The 23,193-nt window shown below is 43.3% G+C and carries 22 protein-coding genes; 15 read left to right on the forward strand and 7 right to left on the reverse strand.

Annotated features, from left to right (window positions below; all coding sequences use genetic code 11):
• The first annotated feature begins 31 nt into the window (after positions 1-31).
• The gene (locus J3L18_RS30615) at positions 32-484 is read left to right on the forward strand and encodes an RDD family protein (protein ID WP_129569125.1); all 453 of its coding nucleotides are present in this window, start codon (positions 32-34) and stop codon (positions 482-484) included.
• An 86-nt stretch (positions 485-570) separates the two neighbouring features.
• On the opposite strand, the gene J3L18_RS30620 is transcribed toward J3L18_RS30615, so the two are convergent.
• Complete coding sequence (locus J3L18_RS30620) at positions 571-1,041, reverse strand: YybH family protein (protein WP_129569124.1); 471 nt, start codon at positions 1,039-1,041, stop codon at positions 571-573.
• A 79-nt stretch (positions 1,042-1,120) separates the two neighbouring features.
• Positions 1,121-1,936: a helix-turn-helix transcriptional regulator gene (locus J3L18_RS30625; protein WP_129569123.1), complete on the reverse strand. Its 816-nt coding sequence runs from the start codon at positions 1,934-1,936 to the stop codon at positions 1,121-1,123.
• A gap of 167 nt (positions 1,937-2,103) precedes the next feature.
• Here J3L18_RS30625 and J3L18_RS30630 point away from each other — a divergent pair, with 167 nt between their 5' ends.
• The 5 genes from J3L18_RS30630 (at position 2,104) to J3L18_RS30650 (ending at position 5,246) form a co-directional block, all read left to right on the forward strand.
• On the forward strand, positions 2,104-2,934 hold the full coding sequence (locus J3L18_RS30630) for an alpha/beta hydrolase family protein (RefSeq protein ID WP_129569122.1): 831 nt from the start codon (positions 2,104-2,106) through the stop codon (positions 2,932-2,934).
• 78 nt (positions 2,935-3,012) lie between these two features.
• Positions 3,013-4,011, forward strand: a complete 999-nt coding sequence (locus J3L18_RS30635; RefSeq protein ID WP_129569121.1) for an MBL fold metallo-hydrolase — start codon at positions 3,013-3,015, stop codon at positions 4,009-4,011.
• Between the two features lie 137 nt (positions 4,012-4,148).
• A complete protein-coding gene (locus tag J3L18_RS30640; RefSeq protein WP_129569120.1) occupies positions 4,149-4,760 on the forward strand; it encodes an RDD family protein in 612 nt (203 codons plus the stop codon).
• Between the two features lie 40 nt (positions 4,761-4,800).
• Complete coding sequence (locus tag J3L18_RS30645) at positions 4,801-4,998, forward strand: DUF2683 family protein (RefSeq protein ID WP_129569119.1); 198 nt, start codon at positions 4,801-4,803, stop codon at positions 4,996-4,998.
• A complete protein-coding gene (locus J3L18_RS30650; RefSeq protein WP_129569118.1) occupies positions 4,989-5,246 on the forward strand; it encodes a Txe/YoeB family addiction module toxin in 258 nt (85 codons plus the stop codon). The genes J3L18_RS30645 and J3L18_RS30650 overlap by 10 nt, the downstream gene beginning before the upstream one ends.
• A gap of 230 nt (positions 5,247-5,476) precedes the next feature.
• Here the strand turns inward: J3L18_RS30650 and J3L18_RS30655 are convergent, their stop codons facing one another.
• Positions 5,477-6,301, reverse strand: a complete 825-nt coding sequence (locus J3L18_RS30655) for a hypothetical protein (protein ID WP_129569117.1) — start codon at positions 6,299-6,301, stop codon at positions 5,477-5,479.
• Positions 6,302-6,446: 145 nt separating this feature from the next.
• Between J3L18_RS30655 and ispG the strand changes: the two genes are divergently transcribed.
• A complete protein-coding gene (ispG, locus tag J3L18_RS30660; RefSeq protein WP_129569116.1) occupies positions 6,447-8,492 on the forward strand; it encodes a (E)-4-hydroxy-3-methylbut-2-enyl-diphosphate synthase in 2,046 nt (681 codons plus the stop codon).
• A 241-nt stretch (positions 8,493-8,733) separates the two neighbouring features.
• On the opposite strand, the gene purD is transcribed toward ispG, so the two are convergent.
• Positions 8,734-10,008 (reverse strand): phosphoribosylamine--glycine ligase, encoded by a 1,275-nt coding sequence (gene purD, locus J3L18_RS30665; RefSeq protein ID WP_129569115.1) that lies wholly within the window; start codon positions 10,006-10,008, stop codon positions 8,734-8,736.
• Between the two features lie 78 nt (positions 10,009-10,086).
• Here purD and J3L18_RS30670 point away from each other — a divergent pair, with 78 nt between their 5' ends.
• Complete coding sequence (locus tag J3L18_RS30670; RefSeq protein WP_129569114.1) at positions 10,087-10,644, forward strand: hypothetical protein; 558 nt, start codon at positions 10,087-10,089, stop codon at positions 10,642-10,644.
• A gap of 121 nt (positions 10,645-10,765) precedes the next feature.
• Here J3L18_RS30670 and J3L18_RS30675 read toward each other — a convergent pair whose 3' ends face one another.
• The gene (locus tag J3L18_RS30675) at positions 10,766-11,176 is read right to left on the reverse strand and encodes a BrxA/BrxB family bacilliredoxin (protein ID WP_112657918.1); all 411 of its coding nucleotides are present in this window, start codon (positions 11,174-11,176) and stop codon (positions 10,766-10,768) included.
• Between the two features lie 201 nt (positions 11,177-11,377).
• On the opposite strand from J3L18_RS30675, the gene J3L18_RS30680 reads away from it, so the two are divergent.
• From J3L18_RS30680 to J3L18_RS30710, 7 genes are all read left to right on the forward strand, one after another.
• A complete protein-coding gene (locus tag J3L18_RS30680) occupies positions 11,378-12,244 on the forward strand; it encodes a M23 family metallopeptidase (RefSeq protein WP_129569113.1) in 867 nt (288 codons plus the stop codon).
• A 123-nt stretch (positions 12,245-12,367) separates the two neighbouring features.
• Positions 12,368-12,751, forward strand: coding sequence for a bactofilin family protein (locus J3L18_RS30685; protein WP_091165603.1), 384 nt, complete (start codon positions 12,368-12,370; stop codon positions 12,749-12,751).
• Between the two features lie 119 nt (positions 12,752-12,870).
• A complete protein-coding gene (gene ahcY, locus J3L18_RS30690) occupies positions 12,871-14,187 on the forward strand; it encodes an adenosylhomocysteinase (RefSeq protein WP_129569112.1) in 1,317 nt (438 codons plus the stop codon).
• A gap of 361 nt (positions 14,188-14,548) precedes the next feature.
• Positions 14,549-16,906, forward strand: a complete 2,358-nt coding sequence (locus J3L18_RS30695; protein WP_129569111.1) for a TonB-dependent receptor — start codon at positions 14,549-14,551, stop codon at positions 16,904-16,906.
• A 257-nt stretch (positions 16,907-17,163) separates the two neighbouring features.
• Positions 17,164-17,691 (forward strand): hypothetical protein, encoded by a 528-nt coding sequence (locus J3L18_RS30700; RefSeq protein ID WP_129569110.1) that lies wholly within the window; start codon positions 17,164-17,166, stop codon positions 17,689-17,691.
• A gap of 192 nt (positions 17,692-17,883) precedes the next feature.
• Entirely contained in the window at positions 17,884-18,627 is a 744-nt protein-coding gene (gene fabG / locus J3L18_RS30705; RefSeq protein ID WP_090529006.1) for a 3-oxoacyl-[acyl-carrier-protein] reductase, read from the forward strand.
• A 181-nt stretch (positions 18,628-18,808) separates the two neighbouring features.
• Complete coding sequence (locus J3L18_RS30710; RefSeq protein ID WP_129569109.1) at positions 18,809-20,890, forward strand: vWA domain-containing protein; 2,082 nt, start codon at positions 18,809-18,811, stop codon at positions 20,888-20,890.
• Between the two features lie 332 nt (positions 20,891-21,222).
• Here J3L18_RS30710 and J3L18_RS30715 read toward each other — a convergent pair whose 3' ends face one another.
• Together J3L18_RS30715 and J3L18_RS30720 are read right to left on the reverse strand one after the other, a co-directional pair.
• On the reverse strand, positions 21,223-21,546 hold the full coding sequence (locus tag J3L18_RS30715; RefSeq protein WP_223266154.1) for an FtsB family cell division protein: 324 nt from the start codon (positions 21,544-21,546) through the stop codon (positions 21,223-21,225).
• A 167-nt stretch (positions 21,547-21,713) separates the two neighbouring features.
• Positions 21,714-23,078 (reverse strand): DEAD/DEAH box helicase, encoded by a 1,365-nt coding sequence (locus tag J3L18_RS30720; protein ID WP_129569108.1) that lies wholly within the window; start codon positions 23,076-23,078, stop codon positions 21,714-21,716.
• Positions 23,079-23,193 lie beyond the last annotated feature (115 nt).

Here is a 23,193-nt window from a genome sequence, read left to right on the forward strand (position 1 = left end):
TTTTATATATTGCGATGCTGTATTCATTGTAATGAAAATCGTTGATATTAAACCTAAACCGTATATTAAACTCCGTATCATAGCCACATTAATAGATTACGGAATTTATTTCGCTTTTTTCTATACCTACGTAACCGTATTTGATCAAAATCCCGCACCTGATGTTTCCGGGGTAGATGGTATATTGGCTTTACCGATATTTATTATGTGGTTTCTATATTTTGTTGTTGTTGAATCCTTTAATGGCGCTACGCCCGGGCATGATCTATGTAAATTGAAAGTAATCACAACAGACGGCAACAAATTGACCTTAGGGGATGCTTTTAAACGCAGGATATGTGATTGCGTTGATATTCTTTTTTATGGATTACCCGCGATAATTTGTATCATAAAAACAGAGAAGCATCAACGGATAGGTGACCTTTTTGCAGGAGCCCTTGTTGTAAAACGCTCGGATATTATCGAAACTGAGATAGTATTTTAATATGATGAGGAAAGATATTTTCACTCTTTCCTGCACCAAAGAGAGGCCAATGCTTATCAACGTTATTTATGATGGTGCCGCTTGTTTTAAATTTTGTGGTTGCTGTTAAATGAATCCCTGAATATTTTCCAGCCGGCTTTCGTGAGCTTCCACAACTTTAAATACTTTCCATCATCAATCACTTTGCCGCTTTGGTCAAAAACCTGCCAGGTGCCTTCTTCGGTAATGTAAGCTTTACCATCGCCATAGATATTGTCCGTTTCGAATTTAACCCCTTTCACTTTTCCTGCAATAAAGGTATCCTCGAAATCCTTTTTCAGTGCCTTTTTGCCATTGATAGGCGGCATATTTGGCGCCAATAATATGGCATCATCAGTATACAGGTTTATGATTGAGGCGTCACTTTTTGCAAACAGCTCATAATAAAGTGTATTTATTTTTTGAATTGAGCTTTTGATCTGCTGTAAGCCGGGATTATTTGCCTGGGCGATGCTGCTTTTGTACGTTAAGAAAAGACACAGGCATATAATTGCTGCAGTTAAGGTTTTTTGTTTCATGATCCTTTAAATATTGAATGAATAACTAAAGCGAAACTATATCCTTAAAATGGACCAAAATTGTAAAAATCGGAACAGCTTAATTATTGAGCGCGGCAGAAAAATCGGTTGAACTTTCGGGCGAAAACCGGGAAGGGGGCGACCCGGTAAAGAATTTAAAATCCTTTATAAAGTGCGATTGATCAAAGTACCCGCACTCATAAGCGATGGAGGTGAGCGATAGTTTGTTTTCGGCAACCCGGTAAAGGCTTTTTTGAAACCGTGCTATTTTAGTGTACAAGTTCGGGCTCAGCCCGGAATAGTTTAAAAATATTTTCTGAAGGTACCGGGAGGAAAGACCGTATTTAGCTGCCACTGTATTGATATTCTCCAGAAAATCCTCTTTTCTTAAGTCAAACATGATATTGTTGACCAGCTTTAGCTTGCTGAATTTAGGCCCTGATGCTAACAACCTTTTCATCAGAAATTCTTCAACTAAATCTATTCTCCGGTCCGGCGTTTTGGCCTCCATTAATCTCAAATGTAACAAAGCAGCTTCCTTTCCCCCCAGCTCTGTGAAATCAATGACCCGGTCATTAAATTCTTCTATCTGCTCATTAAAAAAGCAGGCAGCGGTATGGGTGAAAAAGCGGATCCCAAACATACAGTGCCTACCGTAAGAGGTAAAAGTAAATGGCTGTATAGTTTGTCCCCACAATTGAATGTCGGGGCTGGTTACCAGGTCTCCATTTTTTATTTGTTGAGGGCCATCCGCTCCCAGGTTGAATAAGATCTCGATAGCGCCTGTTGCAAACACCTTATCATCCGTCCTAACAGGAATATCTGTTTCGCACACAAAATAACATTGTATGAAATCTTTTAGTATGCCATTAGGACGATATTCGGTATAGCGCATGTCGACTTCAATCTAATATATTCAAATTTAATATAACTGTTTCGATGATTTTGCTTTTCAGGTTTAAATAAAATCTGCGGAAAGCCTGAAGGGAAAATAAGGCTTCGGCTCAGTTGCAGTGATTTATTTCAATAACATTTTCGGCCTTTAATACTAAATTAGCCGCCATGATCAGGAAAGATAATTTTACCCTTCCCGGCGCTAAAGGGCGGCCAATGCTTATCGATGTTACCTACGACGATGTTTTTAAAAATACGCCACTGGTAATTTTTGCCCATGGTTTTAAAGGGTTTAAAGATTGGGGCACGCATGATCTGTTAGCCCGGTATTTTGCCGAAAAGGGTTTTCGTTTCCTGAAATTTAACTTTTCGCATAATGGCACAACGCCCGCCAATCCCTTGGATTTTGCCGATCTGACGGCCTTTGCTGATAATACAGTCTCTATTGAACTGGAAGATTTGGATACCATTATTGATTTTGCCTGTAGCGGGGCAAGCATGCCTATGGCTAATGGTGTATACCTCATTGGGCACAGCATGGGCGGCGGCGTAAGTATTATCAAAACTGCCGAAGATAGCCGGATTAAAAAGCTGGTAACTATGGCTTCCATATCCGGTTTTCGGAACCTGTGGCCAAAACAAATAGAACAGCAATGGCGTTTGCAAAGCGTTTTTTACTTTGAAAATAAACGTACCGGGCAGCAAATGCCTGTTAAATCAACCCTGCTTGATGATCTGGATAGTCACCCGCTCAGGCTGGATATCATCAGGCAGGCAAGCTTATTAACGCAACCTTGGCTCATTGTTCATGGTGATGCCGACCCTACCGTACCTGCAAGCCACTCACAGCAATTGTATGAAGCTAATCCTGCTGCTCAATACATAGTGCAAAAAGGGGCAGATCATACTTTTGGTGGCGAACATCCTTTTACAGGAGATGCTTTGCCGGCCCCGCTTGTTGAGTTTTGTGATACGGCAATATCATTCTTAAGTAAATAAAGGTTGAGCCACTTCAACCAATCGTAACTTTTTTGCGTTAGTTATATCATACCTGATATAAGTACTATAATTGCTGTTATGAGTTTACCCGCATCGCGAAAAAGAGGACGAAAATATCTCAATACCATACCTACTGATGAGGCCGGCTTTGGTAAAATGATTCCCATTTTAAGGGAGTACATGAACAACAAGGCCGAAAATACGCCTAAGAACACTTTAGGCCCTTTTAAAACAGATCTATCGGTTTACAGTACTCCGCCCGCATCGGGTTTGCGCATTACCTGGGTTGGTCATTCCAGTATCCTGATTGAGATTGATGGCAAACGCATCCTTACCGACCCGGTTTGGAGCGAACGGGTTTCGTTTTCGCAATCATTTGGTCCGAAGCGGTTTTTTCAGCCGCCCATAGCTTTGGAAGACCTGCCCCCGCTGGATGCCGTGATCCAATCGCACGATCATTACGACCATCTGGATAAGGCTACCATTAAGTTTTTTGCGGATAAGAACATCCCTTTTTTCTGTTCGATAGGAGTAGCACAATATTTAACCCGCTGGGGAATGGCTGCCAACTTTATCACAGAAATGGATTGGGGCGATAGCGCCATGATCGGTAACGGAATTGTACTTACGGCAACGCCCTCACGCCATTTTTCGGGCAGGGGCATTGTTGGGCGGAACGAAACACTGTGGTCGTCGTTCGTAATTAAAGGTCCGCAGCATAATATTTATTTTGGTGCCGATTCGGGTTACTCGCCCGAATTTAAGGCGATAGGAGAGGCTTTTGGTCCGTTTGATTTGACTATGCTGGAGATAGGAGCTTATGGTAAATTCTGGCCGGATATTCATATGGGGCCTGATAATGCTTCAAATGCCCATCTCGATCTGAAAGGCAAACTGATGATGCCCATCCATTACGGTACGTTTAACCTGGCCCCGCATGCCTGGTATGAGCCTATTGAATGGCTAACCGCTATGGCAAACCAAAAACACATCGATTTATTTGTACCCAAACCCGGTGAGCCAACCGAAGTAAAAGGTGTCTTTAATTCTGATTGGTGGAAGGAATATTTATCTTAGAGGGATAAAAAACAATAAAAAACATGTCATTGCGAGCGTAGCGTGGCAATCGCACGGAGGCAGGTCCCGCCCTGTATAGTATGCGATTGCTTCGTCGTGCCTCCTCGCAATGACATGGTTATGTAATCGACCATTCCATGTCCCAACCCTACATATTAGTCATCAACGGTAAGCCGGAAGGCCCTTTTACTATTCCCGAGCTAAAAAGCCGAGGCATTAAACCCGGTGATTTTGTTAAAACCGAGGATATGGTGGATTACAAGGAAGCCCAGGAAATAGCCGAGCTACGGGAGCTATTTGGCTTCGCCCGGCCTAAATTACTGATGCAATACTACGGCAGTTTTGACCAGCGCTGGCTGGCCTCGGCACTGGATTGGTTTATAGTGTTTGGCATATTTGTTTTACTGGCAGCAATGGCGGTGTTCCTGTTTATTACAGATAAACAGGCGCGTATATACACCTCTATTGGTATCGTTGCTTTTACTCCCATTGGTAAATTTATTTATCACGTGGTGATGGAAAGCTCTGTTAAGCAGGCAACCTATGGTAAGCAAATGCTTAAGATAAAAGTAGTTGATAAGGATGGCAACCGGATCACTGTTAGCAAAGCTATCGGCCGTAACCTGGCCAAAATATTTTCGGTATTAACCTTTTTTATCGGCTACCTGATGGCTTTTTTTAATAAACAACAGCAGTGTTTACATGATATGATAGCGGGGACTTTGGTGATTAAGGATAGGTTGGTGTAGACACGCTTTGAACATTAACGTTTAATGTTTAAATTTGAATATGGAATCATTGATTGTACATCCACAAAACAAAGAACAATTAAATGCTCTGAAAACTTTCATGAAAGCATTTAAGATTTCCTTTGAAGAAGAAAAATCTGATTACGATCCTGAGTTTGTTGCAATGGTTCTTAAGGGAGATGAAGATTTAAAAGCCGGAAAAGGAGTTAAAGTCGATATCGACAATTTATGGAAATAGTTTTTACTCCTGAAGCCATAACTCATTTGAGCGAATGGCAAAAGAGCGGTAATACTGCCGTTCAGAAAAAAATTCAGGAATTATTGCTATCCATTCGAGAGACACAATTTCAAGGAGTAGGAAAACCAGAAACGTTGAAACATCAACTATCGGGGAAATGGTCGAGACGAATAAATAAAGAACATAGGATTATTTATGCCGTGAGTGATGACCTGATAAAGATATATGCTTTAAAAGGCCATTATTAATACGTTTTAATATGATCAAAAGAAACATATTTGGCTTTGCCTTTTGTTTCCTCATCCAGCATTCCGTCTATCATTTTTTATACTCATCAGTCAATTCCAAATTAACATAGTGCTGATGTAGTAAATCCTCATATTCACTTATAGGAATGATTACAGCAGTTTTTTTGCCTTTTTGATTGGTGATGAATTGAGTTGCCACTTATCAAATTTAGTGAATATTGTAGATAATTCTATCTATTACGCACCAATTTATACCTTAACTTATCCAAAATTAACAATGATGAATCTGCATTTGGTTGGGTATCATAAAGCTTCAGCGTATCAGCATCAAACTTAAAAGAATATGATTTGTGATGTCGGGCATCATCATCAAACCGGATCTCATCAAGATTGTCCATTACGTCTGAATTAAGATCGATGTTAATCACATAATTTTTAAAGTTTTCAAATCCTTTTACTTTTCCATCGATACCAAACATTACTACTGAATTTGCCTTGGTATTTTGTAAGTTATAGGATCCGGCAATAAGTGCTTTATTGATTAAGCGGCACATCCCTTCTGCAACTTGCATTGTCTTTTTGGAGTTTGCCCTGATAAATTGAGTGGCTTTTACCTGGCCTTTATCATAAGGATAATAAACATTGACAATAGTATCACCATGATTCACAGCGACACTGAGTTCGCCCGCTCCAAATATTAATGAAGATGGCCGTTTACCACTTTTAAATGATAATGTAAGGTTGCTTCCGTCGTGATTATCCCAGCCAACAGGTACAATAATACTATCTCCTTTCATCTCTGAGGTGTTGATGCTAAAAGATGACATACCTTCGGCTTCGTTCACCGCAGCCAATGGCGATTTTGTTTTTGCCACTTTATCAATATAGATTTTGTTTACCCAGGTGCCTTGTAGTAGCGGCGTGAATTTTTTAATGAGTAAATCAGAGTTTTCGGTGTTAGCGGCTATCGAAGAGCTGTCTTTATACGATTGTTTGGTATTGCTCTTGCACGAAAAAATCAAACAAAGTATGGCAAGTGAAATATAGTTTCTCATGTGAAGAGATAAAGGTTTTCTTTAGCGAAAGTATATAATTTCTCATTTGATGACGGGTTGATGTCACAATAATTTATCATTCACGCGCAGATAGCCTAATCCCAACATATTCACTAAATTTGCATCATATTAATTTCCATCATTGATGAATACTGATGCTGTTAAAGTACTGCCCGGCCGTTATTGTAACTCGTTAACCGAATATTCACGCTTTATTACCCGCGAGGTTAATATTGGCGACGTGCCTATGGGCGGGAATAATCCAATTCGGATCCAAAGCATGACCACTACCGATACCATGGATACCATTGGTACGGTTGAGCAATCTATCCGCATGGTTGATGCGGGTTGCGAGTATGTGCGTATCACAGCGCCCAGCATTAAAGAGGCCCAAAACCTGGCCGAAATTAAGAAGCAGCTCCGTGCGCGTGGTTATACCGTGCCGCTGGTTGCCGATATTCACTTTACCCCTAATGCCGCTGAAGTAGCTGCCCGTATAGTTGAAAAAGTGCGTGTAAACCCCGGAAACTATGCCGATAAAAAGAAATTTGATCAGATAGATTACACCGACCTGGAGTATCAGGGGGAACTGGAACGCATCTTTCAGAAATTTACGCCGCTTGTAAAAGTTTGCAAAGAGTATGGTACCGCTATGCGTATCGGCACCAATCATGGTTCGCTGAGCGATAGGATCATGAGCCGCTACGGTGATACCCCGCAGGGCATGGTTGAATCGGCCATGGAATTTATGCGGATGTGCGAGCAGCTCAATTTTTATAACCTCGTGATCTCCATGAAATCGAGCAATCCACAGGTAATGGTACAGGCCTACCGTTTGTTGGTTGAAACCATGGTTGCCGAGGGTATGAATTACCCGCTGCACTTAGGCGTAACCGAAGCCGGAGATGGCGAAGACGGTCGCATAAAATCTGCCGTGGGCATTGGTACCTTGTTGGAAGACGGCCTTGGTGATACCGTACGCGTATCCCTTACCGAAGAGCCCGAAGCTGAAGCACCTGTCGCTATTGAACTGGTTCGCCGTTACACTATGAGGGAAAAGGCGAAAGGCGAAAGGCAAAAGGTAGCTGCGGAAGAAAAAAACCTTTCGCCTTTAACCTTTGACCTTTCACCTTCAAAACATAGCCCCTACGAATACAAAAAACGCGAAACCTACGAGGCTAACGCATTTATCGGTGGGCATTTAGTGCCGAGGGTTGTTGTTGATTTATCTAAAAAGAACCTGAAAGATCCGGCTGTGCTGAATGAAGCGGGATACTTGTATTCGCCGCTGCTGGATAAATACAACATGGCCGAGCAATCGGTTGATTTTGTTTACCTGGCTAATGAATTACCTTCATTTACTTTACCGGGCAATTTAAAGCAGTTATATAATTATAACACATGGCTTAAACTGGCCGATAAAACCAACTGTCACCCCGTATTCACATTGCAGGAATACATCGGGGATGTTGACCGCTCATCAAAACTGAACCTGGTACATTTAAAACCCGCTGATATTGATTCGGAAGATTTCGGCTCAATTCAACTGGATAAATCGCTGGTATTGGTACTGGAAACAGATGCGCTACATGGCATGGCCGAACAGCGTTCTTTCTTCTTCAAAATGGAAGAACTGGGTTTGGATGTACCGGTGATTGTAAAGAGAAGCTATTTGTTTGAGTCCGAAAGTGCGGAAGCCCATAGTCCATGGACCATGGACCATGGACAAACTCTTCTCCAACTCTACGCCTCTACTGATCTTGGCGCTTTATTAGTTGACGGTTTTGGCGATGGTATCTGGATAGATGCACCTGAATTACCTACCAGTGTAATTACTTCTACTGCTTTTGGTATTTTACAGGCTACCCGGTCAAGGATTTCTAAAACGGAATATATCTCCTGCCCAAGCTGTGGGCGTACCCTGTTCGATCTGATGGTTACTACCCAAATGATCCGCAGTCGTACCAGTCACCTTAAAGGGTTAAAGATTGGCATCATGGGCTGTATTGTAAATGGTCCCGGTGAAATGGCTGATGCCGATTATGGTTACGTAGGCTCTGGTACTGATAAAATTACCCTTTATCGCGGTAAAGAAGCTGTGAAGAAAAACATCAGTTCGGCCAATGCGCTTGATGAGCTAATCAATATCATCAAAGGTGATGGTAACTGGATAGATGCGGTGCAGGATTAATTGTCTGAACCGGGATTAAACTGATTTGTCGGATTCAAGGATTTTTAACGTCCCCTGAAATCTCTCCCAGAGGGATTTCAGGGGACGTTCTTTTAGATTACCCACCATTTATCCGGTAAATCCTTAAATCCTAAAAATCACGGTTCAGAAACTTTTGCCCCCTCAGGGTCTCTCGCAGAGGACCCTGAGGGAACGAGAAGTAAGGCAAAAATAACTCAATGACTAATGCCCCAATGACCTCTTAAAGAAGGTCAAAGCCAATATCTTTCCTAAAGTACATGCCATCATAATAAATCCGGCTTGCATCGGCAGTCGCCTGTTGCAGGGCGCTGAACATATTATCCTGTACAGTGGTAATAGCTAATACACGGCCGCCGGTAGTTATTACATCATTGCCATCCATAGCGGTACCCGCGTGGAAAACGATCGAGTCGCGCACGTTTTCGGTACCTGTGATCACCTTGTTTTTCAGGTATTCGCCGGGATAACCACCTGCAACCATTACTACGGTGGCAGCTGTTTTAGGGCTGATGATGATCTCTTTTTCGTTCAGGTTCCCTTCGGCAACACCTAACAGCAAATCAACAAAGTCCGAATCGATACGGCGCATTACGCTCTCGGTTTCTGGGTCGCCCATACGGCAGTTGTATTCAATAACCCAGGGTTCACCATTGCTGTTCATCAGGCCAATAAAAATGAAGCCTTTATAAGGGATGCCATCTTTCTTCAAACCTTCAATGGTAGGGATGATCACGCGCTCCTCTACCTTTTTCATATAGGCAGCGTCGGCAAACGGAACGGGAGAGATAGAGCCCATGCCTCCGGTATTTAATCCGGTATCACCTTCGCCAATACGTTTATAATCTTTAGCCTCGGGTAAAATTTTATAGCTGTTGCCATCGGTCATCACAAAAACCGATAGTTCAATGCCTGTTAAAAATTGTTCAACAACCACGCGTGAGCTTGCTTCGCCAAATTTGGCATCGGCCAGCATCGCAGTAAGTTCGGTTTGTGCTTCCTCTAAAGTAAGGCAGATCAGTACGCCTTTGCCGGCTGCAAGTCCGTCGGCTTTCAATACCACCGGTAAACCGGCAGTAGCTAAATAGGTTAGGCCATCCTGCAAGGTATCTTTGGTGAACGTTCTGTAAGCAGCGGTAGGGATGTTATGTCTCTCCATAAACTGCTTGGAAAAATCTTTGCTGCCTTCCAGTTGAGCGCCTTCCTGCTGCGGGCCAACAACCGGGATGTTTTTCAATTGTTCATCGGCCAGGAAAAAATCATGAACGCCTTTTACCAGTGGCTCTTCGGGGCCAACCAATACCAGGTTGATATCCTCTTTTAAAACAAGTGCTTTAATGCCTTCAAAGTCGGTAACTTTAATGTTTACGTTTGTACCGTATTGTGTAGTGCCGGCATTGCCGGGAGCAATAAAAAGTTTTTCGCAATGAGCGCTTTGGGCTACTTTCCAGGCGAAGGCACTTTCCCTTCCGCCCGAACCAAGAATCAGGATGTTCATGCGGCAAAGATAGTTTTTTTAACAAGCCTTTAATACTATATATGAGGCTACTTATGTTATAAGTAGTAAATTTACCTCATGGCCCGTAGACTCGAAAAGTTTGAAAAGCTCCCGGTATACCAAAAATCGCAGGAATTATTTGACCTGGCGGATGTAATTGCCGAATCATTAAAGGAAGACAGCATGAAAGAACATCTGGCCATACAGATGTGCAGTAATGCCGCTCTGATCCAGGCAAAAATTGCCGGTGCCGAAGGTGGTAGCCTGTATTCGCTGCGGATGCAAAATGCTGTGCTCATTAAACTTGCGGTACAGGATATGTTTAATGCCGTATCTTTTGCATCAATGGTGAAAATTAATGAAGAGGACTATGTACAGTTGATGAGGGAAAAGGTAGAGGAGTTTCGCCTGGTTTTTGTAGAATGGATCAGGGGATTTGATAAAAGCTATGATATCCCCGACAATTGGGCCATCCGCTTTGACACCAGTACGCCCGAACAGGAAAAGATGGAAGAACTGATGTTTGATGAAGACCGCTTTTTTGGCGAATTTAGCGAGGATGACGAAGACATGGGCAGCTTCGATGATTTTGACGATGATGAAGAGGATGAGGACGAAAACGACGACGATAAATAAAGCAGAACGACATCGATTTGATTTCGGATTTTGAATAACAAAACAAAAGAGCTGAAGGATTTTCCCTCAGCTCTTTTATGTTTTTTAGCTTTCTGCTTTAAGCCTTCGGCCTTCAGCTCAATTAGCAGTATTGTTCAAACGCGTCAATCAGGTTATCGGCAATCATTTGTGCCGGGCGGCCTTCTATCTGGTAGCGCTCAATTATATGCACCAGCTTGCCATCTTTAAACAGCGCCATGGCAGGTGACGATGGCGGGTAAGGCAGCATATAGTTACGCGCGGTATCAACAGCTTCTTTTTCCATGCCTGCAAAAACGGTTACCAGTTTATCTGGATGTTTGCCGTTTGCGGCGGCAATTTTAGCAGCCGGGCGTGCGTTTGCCGCAGCACAGCCACATACCGAGTTAACCATTACAAATACTGTACCTTCGCTTTCAATAGCGTTTTTTACAGCATCGGCATCTTTTAATTCTTCAAAACCAACCCTGGTCAGATCTTCCCGCATCGGGGCTACTAAATATTCTGGATACATCATTTTTTTTTGCTTTACAATAAAATCAGTGTTACAAAAATAAGAAATGATACTTGGTTTACGTTTATAAAAACTCAATAATAACAATTGGTTGACGATTAACGTAGGAGGCTATTTCATTGATAGCCTGTTTACATACATTTAATATTGTTTTATTAACAGTAATTTTTAACTTGCATATCCCTAATTATTTTGAATTTGATGAAACTTAAAACACCTGATATTAGCACTGTTGTTATCATCAACAAAAATCAACAGCATACAAAATCATTACAAATAAAAACCAAGCATCTTAACAGGCTTAAACACTACGCGTGGAGCATAGCTGCTATTGTTGCCGTACTTGGTGGTTTGGTGTTTTACCTGCATAATAAAAGCGCTGTACAGGAGGCAGAAAACCAGCAGTTACAGGCGCAGATAGCTAAACTTAAAGGCACCATGCCGGTTGTTAAAGCAGAGGTAAATACGCAGGGTACTGCCCAGTCGTACATTCAATCTATCGAGGTTAAACTTAAAACTATAAATGAGTATTTAAAAAGGCGCGGCCTTAAAGGTTTCGCTGTAAAAGGTACCGGGGGCGATGGCAACAGGGAAGGGGTAAAACTACCCGATACTGAAGCTTACAGCCTGTATGACGATTACCTCAAGCGTTTAACAAGCACTATTGCGTTTACCCCGATGGGCTATCCGAGGATCAGCTCGTTTACTTCATTTTTTGGTTACAGGAGCGATCCTTTTGATTCGGAGCATGCCGAGTTTCACCCTGGTATTGATTTTAAAGGTAACCGGGGCGATGCTGTAAAATGTACGGCCAGCGGCAAAGTTGTTTTTGCTGGATGGGCCGGTGGATATGGTAAATGTGTCAGGATTCAGCATATTAACAACCTGGAGACCTTGTACGGACATCTTTCAAAAATTGAAGTGAAGGTAGGGCAGCAGGTTACCGTTGGTGATAACATAGGCAAGGTAGGTTCAACCGGGCACTCAACGGGTGCACACCTGCATTATGAAGTACGTAAAAATGGGAAGCCGGTTAACCCGGTAAATTTTTTAACCCTGAATAAATAAGTTCTAAGTAGGAAGTTTGTTAAGTCGGAAGTCTTAAGTCCTGAGTCGGAAGTTGACCATGGATTATTATGATGCAGATTTAGAACTATCGACTTCGGACTTAGAAGTTAAGACTTTAAAGACATGGCTATTTTTTCTAAAAAAGATAAAGTTGCGCTTGATTTACAGGCAATCTCGACCCTCATTAGCGAAGGCAGTGTATTAGAAGGTAACCTGAAAGCCCCGGCTTTTGCACGGATCGACGGACTTGTTAACGGCGATGTAATGGTTGATGAGGGCCTGATCCTTGGCGAAAAGGGAGAGGTTAAGGGAAATATAAGTACCAAAGAGATCTTTGTTTATGGCACGGTAAGGGGCGATATTAATACCTCCTCGCTTGAAATAAAAGCTACAGGCCGCATAACCGGCGACATCAAAACACAGAACCTGGCCGTTGAAAATGGCGGGGTTTATAATGGTAACCTGACCATGCAGCAGGGAGAGGTGCAAAAGCAGTTACAGGCATAGATAGCTTTTTTAAGTTCTTGCTGCTAAATAGCACAATTGCCCGTTCTTGTCAATGAAAACCAAACATTTCATTTTCACAAGGATATCAGTTAACTTTGCACTCTCAAAATAAAATCGATATGTCATCAGTAGAAACTGCATTCGTTAAATACAAAGTAAAAGAGCTGTCGCTGGCAGAGTGGGGCCGGAAGGAAATTGAACTGGCTGAGGCTGAGATGCCCGGCTTAATGGCTTTACGTAAAGAGTACGGCCCAAGCCAGCCACTTAAAGGCGCAAGGATTGCCGGTTGTTTGCACATGACCATCCAAACCGCTGTTTTAATTGAAACCCTGATTGCCCTTGGTGCCGAAGTTACCTGGTCGTCATGTAATATATTCTCAACGCAGGATCATGCTGCTGCTGCTATTGCTGCCGCCGGCATTTCTGTTTACGCCTGGAAAGGCATGAATGCCGAAGAATTTGACTGGTGCATTGAACAAACTTTATTTTTTGGCGAAGACCGCCAGCCGCTTAACATGATCCTTGATGATGGAGGTGATTTAACCAACATGGTATTGGATAAATACCCTGAGCTGGTTGCTGCTATCAAAGGCTTATCAGAAGAAACTACCACCGGCGTACACCGTTTATATGAGCGCATGAAAGCAGGAACCCTGCCAATGCCTGCTATTAACGTTAACGATTCGGTTACCAAATCAAAATTTGATAACAAATACGGTTGCCGCGAATCATTGGTTGACGCTATCCGTCGCGCTACCGACGTGATGATGGCCGGTAAAGTGGCCGTTGTTTGCGGTTATGGCGATGTTGGTAAAGGTTCGGCCGATTCTTTACGCAATTCCGGCGTACGTGTTATTGTTACCGAGATCGACCCGATCTGTGCTTTACAGGCTGCAATGGAAGGTTTTGAAGTTAAAAAACTAAGCACTGCTATCACTGAAGCTGATATCGTGGTTACTGCTACAGGCAACAAGAACATTGTTCGCGAGCAGCACTTCCGCGCGTTGAAAGATAAAGCAATCGTTTGTAACATCGGTCACTTTGATAACGAGATTGACATGGCCTGGTTAAACGGTGTTTATGGCAATACCAAAGTGGAAATTAAACCACAGGTTGATAAATATACCATTGAAGGTAAAGACGTTATTGTGTTAGCCGAAGGCCGTTTGGTTAACTTAGGTTGCGCTACCGGTCACCCAAGCTTTGTAATGAGTAACTCATTCACCAACCAAACCTTAGCTCAGTTAGAGCTTTGGACAAATGGTGCCGCCTATGAAAACAAAGTTTACACCCTGCCAAAACACCTGGACGAAAAAGTAGCCCGCCTGCACCTTGCAAAAATCGGTGTTGAGCTGGAAGTACTTGACCAGGACCAGGCTGAGTACATCGGCGTAACGGTTGAAGGTCCGTTTAAACCGGAATATTACCGTTATTAATCTTTTTAAGGTTAAAGCATAAAGGCGAAAGCTGAAAGGTTTTTGCTTTGAAAATATGAGAGGCTGTATCACAAATTGTGATGCGGCCTTTTTTGATTTATATGATTTGATGTTTTTCATGAGTTAAGCCCGATGAACTATCCCGGGCATAATATGATCAACCGTTTTAGAAGTCGCGGTTGAGACGTGATTTTACACTTGAATAACCGCGCGCAGGCCCTGACAACGTAACTATAATTAAACAATATATTTTTTACATAATTAAGTAATATTTATGTGTCCGTAACTGTTAATTGTTTGTCATTTGCTAATATTGACAATCGATTACAATGTGTGATCTGTACACATTTATACCTGTTTTATGCATAAATTATTTACTTTATTATTTGTTGTTATTGCATTTTCGGCCCGGAGCCAAACCAGGGGCGACTTTTCGGGCACCGTTACCGATAGCAAGAACCAGCCTATCGCGGGCGCTACGGTGTATTTGCTCAATACCAACTACCAAACCAGTGCCGACAGAAGCGGAAAATTTATTTTAAAAAGCATAACTGCCGGGAAATATACCCTGCATATCAGCGCTATTGGTTATGCGGGTAAAAACATCCCGGTAATTATGATCGGTACCAGTCGCCCAATAACAATCCAGTTGAATGATGCCAGCAACCAGTTGGATGAGGTTACAGTATCGGCGCAAAAAACAGAAGAACAGGCCCAACGTGTACCATTCAGTATTTCAACGCTCTCGGCCAAACAAATCCAGGATTACAGGCTTTGGGATTTAAAGGACCTTACTGCCATTGTACCTAACTTAAACTCAGGTGCTCCCGGCGATGGCCGTACCGTTACCGGCATCCGCGGAATTGTTACCACATCATATGATCCGGCTGTGGCTACTTACGTTGATGGTGTAAACCAATACGGGCTGGATACTTACATTCCGCAATTACTGGATGTGGATAGGATAGAAGTGCTTCGTGGCCCGCAGGGAACGCTTTATGGCCGTAATGCTACCGGCGGTGTTATCAATGTGATCACCAAGCAGCCATCAAATACCCTGAGCGGTTTTGCCGGTGTTGATGTGGGTAATTACAATCAGCAACGTTATACCCTTGGCATCAAAGCCCCTCTGGTGAAAGATAAATTGTATTTAGGCGTAGCAGGTATATATTCAGGTTTTAATGGTTTTTATACCAATACCTTTAATAATACCCATTTTGATAAACAGCACTACTTTTTGGGTAACTACTACCTGAAGTTTTTGGCTACCTCCAAACTGGCCTTTACGCTGAATGTAAAAAATTACAACAACCGCAACAACGGCGCGTTCACCTTGGCAGGTTCGCCTGATGATGCTTTAAGCCATCCTTTTGAGGTTAACCAGAACGCTACGACTAAAATGGTTGATAATACTTTTCAGTCATCATTAACGGCCAACTACAGTGGCAATGATTTTAATTTCACTTCGCAAACATCCTACCAGGTAAACAACCGCTATTATACCACACCTATCGATGGCGATTTTTCCCCTATCGACGCAGTATCTATCATAAATAATTATGGCGGCAAATGGAACAAGGTAAAAACCACTATCCAAGAGTTCAGGTTTACATCGCCGGCATCATCAACCTCAAAATTGAAATGGGCAGCCGGTACTTATGGCTTTTATCACTATGCGCCAAACAGGCAGGGTACTTACTTTGGTGACGATGCCGGCGCTGTTGGCTCGCCGATGACTGATTTTACCAGCATCAATACTAATACCGACCGAAACTATGGCATAGCTGTTTACGGACAGGCTACTTATACCGTGAATGAGCAGTTTGATATCACAGCTGGTTTGCGTTATGACTACGAGCATAAAAAGGAAAACGTAATGGGCGAGTTCCAGCCAAAGGGCGGCGAGTCGGTTGTTACCCGCTCGGATACTTCATCAACGGCGCACTATAAAGCATTTACGCCTAAGGTTAGCCTGGCTTATCATGTATCAGCACATAATAACCTGTTTGCTACTTACAGCCGCGGTTTCCGCGCGGGAGGCATTACCGAGTTGGGTTCTGATCCTTCGTCTCCGCCGCTTTACTCCTTCAAGCCCGAGTACAGTAATAATTTTGAAGTAGGATCAAAAAACGACTTTTTAGATAACCGGGTCCGTGTAAACGTAACCGCGTTTTACACCCGTGTTACCGATGCCCAGGTACCAACACTGGTATTGCCTGATGCTATTACCATTACCAAAAACGCAGGCAAGTTAAGCAGCAAAGGTATCGAGGCCGAAATTAACGCCACCCCAATTAAAGGCCTGGAGTTTGATTACAATTTTGGTTACACCCACGCCCGTTATACTACTTTAGTAGTTGGCAGCAATGGTGAAGAAGTGAATTTAAAAGGCAACAAGCAAATTTATACGCCTAACATCACCAGCATGCTGGCCCTGCAATATGGCTATGATCTGGGCGGGCTGCTGAAAACTAAACTGATTGCCCGCGGCGAGTGGCGCTATCTTGGCGATCAATATTTCGACCTGGCAAACCAGATTGAGCAAAAAGGTTACAACAAGTTCAACGCGAGGGTAGGTGTAAGCACCAAAAGGTTTGGGCTGTTCTTTTGGGAAAGCAATATCGCCGACAAAAAATACATTGATTATGCCTATGATTTCGGCGCGACACACTTAGGCAACCCGCGGACCTATGGAGTGTCGCTAAATACTACTTTTTAAATTAAACTTCTTATAGAAGAATGTCATTTCGACGAGCATAAAGGACATAAGCGGTGGCTGCGAGGAGAAATCTTCTACGCCATGCTTAAAGCTGGTTTAGGCGTATAAGATTTCTCTTTCGCCCCGACGCACTGAACTCTACCGCTCTGTCGAAATGACATTTTTATTTTAAAACTTTCAGTTATTCTGGCCTATATTATCCCGGATATTTTTCGTTAATTCAATCAAAATCTGACTGTTAATAAACTCCGATCACCATGAAAAAGAATATTCTGCCGCTGCTCATCGCCATAATTACCATTGTCATCACTTTCCCCGCACAGTCGCAGGTTATTACCAAATACGGAGATAATGTAAGCACGCTTGATGGCATCATGAAAGCTTATTACGATGTGGTCTCGGTTAAGAAAGGCGAAAAGGTAAGCTATGAGCGCGACAGCCTGCTGCATATTGCCAATGCTCATGTTGGTGCAGGCTATACCGATAAGCAAGGCAAACAGCAGTTTAGTTATATGACGCTGAAGGAATACCACAAACTGGCCGACCCATCATTGTCAAAAAATGGTTTTGATGAGCGGGAGATCGCCCGCTGCGTTGAAAAATTTGGCAGTATTTACCACGTATGGAGCACCTACGAATCGCGTAATACAGCCGATGGGCCGGTAACCGAACGCGGCATCAACAGTATTGAACTATTTAACGATGGCACCCGTTTCTGGATCCTGGCATGGTTTTATGACGGTGAGCGCAAGGATAACCCGATACCAGCGGAGTATTTGAAATAAGTTTTTTTGGTTCATGGTTGATGGTTGTTCATAGTTGATGGTTCATAGATCATAGCAACTGCTTACAGGTCGTGATAAAAAATGAAAGAAGCTAAACCATGAACCATGATCTATTAACTATGAACAACCATCAACTATGAACAGAAACAAAAAACTGCTAACTTCACCGCCCTGAAATCATATACTGTAATTATGAAATTATTAGAAGGAAAAACCGCGTTGGTTACCGGCGCGTCAAAAGGAATAGGCCGCAAGATTGCCGAAAAATTTGCCGAGCATGGCGCTAATGTAGCTTTCACTTATTTGTCGTCTGTTGAAAAAGGCCAGGCCCTTGAGCAGGAGCTGCAAAGTTTTGGCACTAAAGTAAAAGGTTACCGTTCTGATGCTTCCAAATTTGACGAGGCTGATAAACTGATTACTGATATTGTTGCTGATTTCGGTACGCTTGATATTGTTGTCAACAATGCCGGTATCACTAAAGACGGTTTGCTGATGCGCATGACCGAAGAAAACTGGGATGAAGTGCTTGACGTAAACCTGAAATCGATATTTAATGTTACCAAGGCTGCCTCAAAAATCATGATGAAAAACCGTAAAGGTGTATTCATTAACATGAGCTCGGTTGTTGGTGTGCAGGGCAATGCCGGCCAGGCCAACTATGCTGCCTCAAAAGCAGGTATCATTGGTTTCTCTAAATCAGTAGCTAAAGAACTGGGCTCACGTAACATCCGTACCAACGTGGTTGCCCCGGGCTTTATCCGCACCGAAATGACCGAAGTGCTCGACCCTAAAGTTGTTGAAGGCTGGGCGGCAGGTATTCCGCTTAAACGCGCGGGTGAAACTGAGGACGTAGCTAATGCCTGTGTATTCCTTGCGTCGGATATGGCCGCTTACATCACCGGACAGGTTATCCCTGTTGATGGTGGTATGTTGTAAGAATGCACCCCCTCTAAATCTCCCCAAAAGGGGAGACTTGAAAAAGCTTTTAAGCCCTCTCCTTTGGAGAGGGTTGGGTGAGGTTTAAAACTTATTCCCCTCCTTTCACAATAATTTCGCATTTTGCAGGTAATGTTTATTGGGCCGGATGATCTGCGCCCTGATGATACTATAGCTACAAATGTTTTCACTTACATGGGGTTCTGTTTCGGGATGGTGGTTGCCTGCCGGCTTATTGCTTGGTTTAGCATATGCCTGGCTCATGTACCGCAAGCCGGTTGACCTAAGTAAAAACTTACGCTATGTGCTTGCCGCTATCCGGGCGGTAACCGTGTTTTTTATAACGGTGCTGCTCATATCTCCCCTGGTAAAAACGGTGAAATACGAACCGCAAAAGCCTTTAGTGCTTATAGCGCAGGATAATTCGTCGTCCGTGAATACTTTTAAACCTGCAGGCTTTAATTCATCTGCTTTTGTTGATGGTATGGCTAAACTAAAACAGGAACTTGGCGACAAATATGATGTGCAGGAGTTTAACTTTGATAAAGGCCTGCATTCCGGTCTTTCAAAAAGCTTTAACGGTAAGCAAACCGATATAGCAGGCGCGTTGCACCAGCTTAACGACAGGTTCACTAATCAAAACATCGGTGCGCTGATATTGGCAACTGACGGTTTATATAACCAGGGTAATGATCCGCAATATGAGGCCAGGAATATCAAAACCAGTATTTACACCATAGCCCTTGGCGATACTACGGCTAAGCGCGATCTGCTTATCGGCAATGTAAACTATAACAAAACGGCCTTTTTAGGAAATGATTTTGTGATAGAAGTGCTTGCCACGGCCTACCAAAGCAAGGGCGAAAGTATGAACCTGTCGGTTAGTGAAGATGGTAAACAGGTGTACGCCCAAAGCATTTCGGTAACCGCAAACGATTTTAAAAAGATCGTCCCCATAAAGCTGAACGCAGCTAAAAAAGGCATCAGAAAATATACTATCAGCATTGCTCCTATTAAGAACGAGCTATCCATCCAAAACAATACCGAAACTATTTATGTGGAAGTGCTTGATGCCCGGCAAAAGGTGCTGCTGTTATACAACGGTCCGCATCCCGATTTAACGGTGATTAAGCAGGCTATCGAAACCAATAAAAACTTTGAGGTAAAGGCAAGTTCACTTGCTGATGCTGCAAGCATTAAACCGGCAGATTATAGCCTGGTGATTCTGTACCAGCTTTCGGCAGGCGAATACCCGCCGGTAAAAAGCTTTATTGCTAAGAGCAAAACGCCGGTTTGGTATATCATTGGTTCGCAAAGTAACCTGCAGGCCGTTAACAGTGAGCAAAACACGGTACGCATAAGCGCAGGCCGTGCTGAAACGCAGGAAGTGATGCCCCTGCCAACCAATGATTTTACGGCTTTCACCCTCTCCGACTCAGCGCGAAAAAAGATTACCTCCTTTCCGCCATTAATAGCGCCGTTCGGCAGTTATGGAACCGCTGCAGGTGCTTCAGTTTTATTGAAACAAAAGATTGGGACTGTAGCTACTACCTATCCTTTACTGGCCTTTGGCGATGAGGCCGGCCGGCGTATCGCCGTATTAACCGGTGAAGGTCTGTGGCGCTGGCAACTGGCCGAATATCAAAACTATGGTAACCGCAACGCTACCGATGAGCTGCTGAGCCAAACGGTGCAGTATTTAACTGCCAATGCAAACCGTCAGCGTTTTCGTGTTTATCCGGCCCGTAATGTATTTGATGAAGGAGAAAACGTAATCCTTAATGCCGAGTTATATAATGAAGCCCTTGAGTTGATTAACGTCCCTGATGTGAAGATAGAGCTGAAAAGCACGGCCGGAAAAAACTATAGCTTCCTGTTTACACGTACCGGGCAAAGCTATCAACTTGATGCGGGTACCCTCCCCATAGGCGAATACACCTACAATGCATCAACCCAAAACGGCAAACAGGAGTTTAAAGCTATCGGGCAATTAACCATAAAACCGCTTAACCTCGAAACCCGCCAAAGCGCTGCTAATCATACATTGCTTAATACCCTGGCCAAACAAAGCGGCGGGCAAATGATCAAACCATCGCAGCTAAGCCAGCTTGCCGACCTGATCCGCAAAAATGAGAATATCAAAACGGTGGTTTATGAAGATAAGCATTACAGCGATTTGATAGATCTGAAATGGCTGTTTGGGTTGATCCTGCTGCTACTGTCCGCAGAATGGTTTTTGAGGAAGCGGGAAGGGGAAGTGTAAGGTAGTAGAGTCAAGATCGCAAGAAGTAAGAGGCAGGAAAAGAAAGAAAAAAAGCGGGGCATGTGCGATTTCAAGCCACTGTTTATTTCTTCTCAATGTCATTTCGATAGAGCTGGGGGGCTTGAGCGGTGTAGCGAAAGAGAAATCTTCTACATCAAGCTCTACACTGTACCTGTAAAAGGGCGTAGAAGATTTCTCCTCGCCTCCGGGGCGCAAATCCCACCCTTGATTCGTCGAAATGACATTCTTTTCTATTAATGATAACGTTAAAAAGATATGTACACAGTAGGTTCCAGTGGAGGGAATCGCACGGACCCCAGCTTTACTACACTTTACTTCTCCCTCGTCTCCGGGATTACCACGTAAACATCCTCATTGGCTTTTTTCATGAGGTACTTTTCACGGGCAAATTTTTCCATTTGCTGTGGGTTGGTGGTTAATTCTTTAAGCTCTTTGGTCACCTGGTCGGTTTGGGCTTTGTAGAAATCGCGCTCAAGCCTTAGTTTTTTAACCTGCTGGTGGTATTGGTATTGCGAAAAAAGATCGTTCCTGTCAAAAAATATCATCCACACCACAAAAGCAATGGTAACCAGGAAAAACTTGTTCTTGAAAAGATCTATAAGGCGTTTCATTGATACCGGCTGGATAATTTTCATTTAAAGCTATTTAATTTTTTCGACGGATACAAATTTAGTTTATTGGTTCATTAGTTCACCAGTTCATTGGTGTGTTCGCTGTTTAACTGACGTTACAGAATTCATTTACTGTAATTTAAATTTTTAACCTTTTACCAATGAACTAATGAACCAGTGAACCAATTGAATTACCCTCTTTTAGCTCCACTCATACCGCTGGCCCCGCCGCGACCAGCCTCTGAACGGCTGCCGCCTGATCTTTTATTGCCGCCTGAGCGGCCGTTACCGCCCGGACGGTTATTGCCGCCACCTCCTGACCTGCGGTTGCCGCCCCGGCCGCCACCGCCGCCACGCTGGCCGCCGCTCGAGCCACCTTTTTTAGGCGCTTCGTTTATTTTAGCTGCCATAGCTGCCGGACTAAGCGGGTATGGATGACCTTCCTCAATCGGAATCTGTTTGGCTATTAGCTTGTGGATATCTTTCAAAAATTCCAGCTCTTCAGCATCGCAAAATGAAAATGCTATGCCATTGGCACCAGCCCGGCCCGTACGGCCAATACGGTGTACATAAGTTTCGGGTACGTTTGGCAACTCGTAGTTGATAACATGGGTAAGGTCATCAATATCAATACCACGGGCCGCGATATCTGTAGCTATTAATACTCGGGTTGTGCGGTTTTTAAAGTTAGTTAAAGCACGCTGCCTTGCATTTTGTGATTTATTACCGTGGATGGCTTCGGCAGTGATACCTACACGGTTCAGGTCTTTAACCACTTTATCTGCACCGTGTTTGGTACGGGTAAATACCAAAACGGTTTTAATGTTTTTATCTTTCAGGATATGGATCAGCAACGATTTTTTATCTCCCTTATCCACATAATAAACTGCTTGCTGAATGGTATCCGCAGTTGATGAAACCGGGGTAACTTCAACCTTTTCGGGATTATTCAGGATACTATCTGCCAGGCTCTGGATTTCTTTTGGCATAGTGGCCGAAAAGAACAGGGTTTGCCTTTTTGCCGGTACTTTAGCTATGATCTTTTTAACATCGTTAACAAAGCCCATATCTAACATACGGTCGGCTTCATCCAGTATCAGGAATTTAACATGCTCCAGGTGAACATAACGCTGGTTCATTAAATCAAGTAAACGGCCCGGGGTTGCCACTAAAATATCAACACCGCGGCGCAAAGCATCAACCTGCGGGTTTTGTGATACACCACCAAATATAACCAGGTTTTTAAGGCCGGTATGTTTGCCATAATTGGTAAAACTTTCGCCAATTTGAAGGGCAAGCTCGCGGGTTGGGGTTAAAACCAATGCCTTAATAGTTTTTTGCTCTTTGTGGGCTATCCTGTCCTGGTGTAATAATTGCAGGGTAGGGATAGCAAAGGCCGCTGTTTTGCCTGTACCGGTTTGGGCACAGCCCAATAAGTCGCGGTGTTGTAATATGATAGGAATGGCTTGTGCCTGTATTGGAGTAGGTGTGGTATATCCCTCTGTTTTTAAAGCCTTGAGGATGGGCTCAATTAAATTTAAATTTTCGAATGACATTCTGATTGTTTGTAATATATAATGTGCTAACGCGAAAGCATAAGCGGATCTGAAGAGTTTGCTGGGCTCAAAACCGTAAGCGAACGGGTAATTAGCTGCAAAGATACTCTTTTTA

This window comes from Mucilaginibacter gossypii (assembly GCF_017569325.2).
In the GTDB taxonomy this organism is placed as follows: domain Bacteria; phylum Bacteroidota; class Bacteroidia; order Sphingobacteriales; family Sphingobacteriaceae; genus Mucilaginibacter; species Mucilaginibacter gossypii.

Excerpts from the sequence above, each read along its gene's own strand:
- J3L18_RS30615 (WP_129569125.1), top strand. The coding sequence starts at position 32 with ATGAAAATCGTTGATATTAAACCTAAACCGTATATTAAACTCCGTATC.
- J3L18_RS30620 (WP_129569124.1), bottom strand. The coding sequence starts at position 1,041 with ATGAAACAAAAAACCTTAACTGCAGCAATTATATGCCTGTGTCTTTTC.
- J3L18_RS30625 (WP_129569123.1), bottom strand. The coding sequence starts at position 1,936 with ATGCGCTATACCGAATATCGTCCTAATGGCATACTAAAAGATTTCATA.
- J3L18_RS30630 (WP_129569122.1), top strand. The coding sequence starts at position 2,104 with ATGATCAGGAAAGATAATTTTACCCTTCCCGGCGCTAAAGGGCGGCCA.
- J3L18_RS30635 (WP_129569121.1), top strand. The coding sequence starts at position 3,013 with ATGAGTTTACCCGCATCGCGAAAAAGAGGACGAAAATATCTCAATACC.
- J3L18_RS30640 (WP_129569120.1), top strand. The coding sequence starts at position 4,149 with ATGTCCCAACCCTACATATTAGTCATCAACGGTAAGCCGGAAGGCCCT.
- J3L18_RS30645 (WP_129569119.1), top strand. The coding sequence starts at position 4,801 with ATGGAATCATTGATTGTACATCCACAAAACAAAGAACAATTAAATGCT.
- J3L18_RS30650 (WP_129569118.1), top strand. The coding sequence starts at position 4,989 with ATGGAAATAGTTTTTACTCCTGAAGCCATAACTCATTTGAGCGAATGG.
- J3L18_RS30655 (WP_129569117.1), bottom strand. The coding sequence starts at position 6,301 with ATGAGAAACTATATTTCACTTGCCATACTTTGTTTGATTTTTTCGTGC.
- ispG (WP_129569116.1), top strand. The coding sequence starts at position 6,447 with ATGAATACTGATGCTGTTAAAGTACTGCCCGGCCGTTATTGTAACTCG.
- purD (WP_129569115.1), bottom strand. The coding sequence starts at position 10,008 with ATGAACATCCTGATTCTTGGTTCGGGCGGAAGGGAAAGTGCCTTCGCC.
- J3L18_RS30670 (WP_129569114.1), top strand. The coding sequence starts at position 10,087 with ATGGCCCGTAGACTCGAAAAGTTTGAAAAGCTCCCGGTATACCAAAAA.
- J3L18_RS30675 (WP_112657918.1), bottom strand. The coding sequence starts at position 11,176 with ATGTATCCAGAATATTTAGTAGCCCCGATGCGGGAAGATCTGACCAGG.
- J3L18_RS30680 (WP_129569113.1), top strand. The coding sequence starts at position 11,378 with ATGAAACTTAAAACACCTGATATTAGCACTGTTGTTATCATCAACAAA.
- J3L18_RS30685 (WP_091165603.1), top strand. The coding sequence starts at position 12,368 with ATGGCTATTTTTTCTAAAAAAGATAAAGTTGCGCTTGATTTACAGGCA.
- ahcY (WP_129569112.1), top strand. The coding sequence starts at position 12,871 with ATGTCATCAGTAGAAACTGCATTCGTTAAATACAAAGTAAAAGAGCTG.
- J3L18_RS30695 (WP_129569111.1), top strand. The coding sequence starts at position 14,549 with ATGCATAAATTATTTACTTTATTATTTGTTGTTATTGCATTTTCGGCC.
- J3L18_RS30700 (WP_129569110.1), top strand. The coding sequence starts at position 17,164 with ATGAAAAAGAATATTCTGCCGCTGCTCATCGCCATAATTACCATTGTC.
- fabG (WP_090529006.1), top strand. The coding sequence starts at position 17,884 with ATGAAATTATTAGAAGGAAAAACCGCGTTGGTTACCGGCGCGTCAAAA.
- J3L18_RS30710 (WP_129569109.1), top strand. The coding sequence starts at position 18,809 with ATGTTTTCACTTACATGGGGTTCTGTTTCGGGATGGTGGTTGCCTGCC.
- J3L18_RS30715 (WP_223266154.1), bottom strand. The coding sequence starts at position 21,546 with ATGAAAATTATCCAGCCGGTATCAATGAAACGCCTTATAGATCTTTTC.
- J3L18_RS30720 (WP_129569108.1), bottom strand. The coding sequence starts at position 23,078 with ATGTCATTCGAAAATTTAAATTTAATTGAGCCCATCCTCAAGGCTTTA.